The organism is Eubacterium sp. (assembly GCF_057858645.1).
On sequence record NZ_DBLZZO010000059.1, the window covers coordinates 1 to 1,594 of the forward strand.

The following is a 1,594-nucleotide window of genomic DNA, read 5'->3' on the forward strand; positions in this document are numbered from 1 at the left end:
CAGGGATGGTTGCTGTTCAATTATCAATGTTCTTGTTTGCTGTTTTTCAACAGCCATATTAATTTAACATACTTATTTATGTTTGTCAACAACTTTTTTATCTTTTTCAAAAAAAGTTTTTTCTGTCGACTAACAGGTTTAAGTTGTTTGGCACCCACTCTTTGCGAGTGCATGAGATATACTACCATCTTTGGATACACCTGTCAACAACTTTTTTCATTTTTTTTCATTTTTTTTAATTTATCTCTGTTCAGGCTCTATTCAATGCCTGTTTAGTAACTCTTTAGCTTGTATTAGTGTGCTTTTAAATTTTTAACTGTTTTAATCTTCTTAATTTTTTATTCATTATCAATTTATCTTCTATTATTAGTTTTATATTTACAAAACATTTATCAAATATCTTTTTTATTCTTTATATAACTTCTTACTTTTGATATGTTTCGGTTTAACATATCAAAATCTATCGAGCCATCTTTTTGGAATGCTGTAGATTCTATTGTATAGTCTCCTTTGTATCCAATATTGTTTATGAAATCAAAAAATTTGTTAAAGTTCACAATGCCCTCACCTACAGGTAATGTTTTAAGTTTACTCCACTCCATATAACCGCCATTATAATCATTTATATGTAAATGCTTTATGTTGTTTTCCCATAATTTTTTATTTTGATTTTCATATATGGCTTCCATTTGATTATGGAAAGCTGCCATTTTCGTATCAAATATTAATTTTGCATCAGGATATTCATTAAGTAGTCTCTTCCAATTACTTAATGGATCATGGTGATTGCAAACTACATTTTCTATATATAAATCTATTTCATTTTCTTCAGCTATTTTTATTAATTCTCCATAGCCTTTTATGTTATTTTCTATTGTAGTATCTGAATATACTCCATCCCATAGATGCATTACCATTCTTTTTGCACCGATTTCATTTGCAATTTCACAATTTACTTTGAATTTTTCTTTGGCTGTATAAAAATTACCGTCTGCATTTTTTCCTAAATCTTCGCCTATGTGCTTTTCGCAGTGCATGACTGGAAATTCAGTTTCACATTTCTTTAATTCTTTCAATAAATTAGGAACCTTGTCATACCATGTGCTATACATCATAAATTCAAATCCATCACTATTTATGTTTGGCACACATTTTTTTATTAATGAAAAATCACGATTATTAGGCATTCCTATTAATGCTCCTGTAGAGCATAAAATTTTTTTCATTTTTTCTCCTAAACAAATATCATTTTTTATATTTATAAATTTTATTATATGTAAAAAGCTCAGACAAAACTGTCTGAGCTTTAGACGGAGAAGGAGGGATTTGAACCCTCGCGCCGCGCAAACGACCTACACCCTTAGCAGGGGCGCCTCTTCAGCCACTTGAGTACTTCTCCTTGCCTGATTATTTATCAGTATTTAATTACGCACTTCGCAGTGCATTTGTTATTATAATATAGGTGTTTTTATTTGTCAAACAATATTTTTCTTTTGTTTGTGTCAAGTAATCGTTGGCAACTTTCCTTTTCTCTTTTTCTATACGATTATTATCTACTTTTTTGTATGCCAAATAAACCCTGTCGGGTTTCTCT

At 29.7% G+C, this 1,594-nt stretch carries 1 protein-coding gene and 1 tRNA gene; both read right to left on the bottom strand.

The features are described from left to right. Positions 1 to 392 precede the first annotated feature (392 nt). Positions 393 to 1,226: a sugar phosphate isomerase/epimerase family protein gene (locus ACZM4J_RS12230; protein WP_022164549.1), complete on the bottom strand. Its 834-nt coding sequence runs from the start codon at positions 1,224 to 1,226 to the stop codon at positions 393 to 395. 85 nt (positions 1,227 to 1,311) lie between these two features. Further along, positions 1,312 to 1,399, bottom strand: a tRNA-Ser gene (locus tag ACZM4J_RS12235). Positions 1,400 to 1,594: the final 195 nt, after the last annotated feature.

Excerpts from the sequence above, each read along its gene's own strand:
- ACZM4J_RS12230 (WP_022164549.1), bottom strand. The coding sequence starts at position 1,226 with ATGAAAAAAATTTTATGCTCTACAGGAGCATTAATAGGAATGCCTAAT.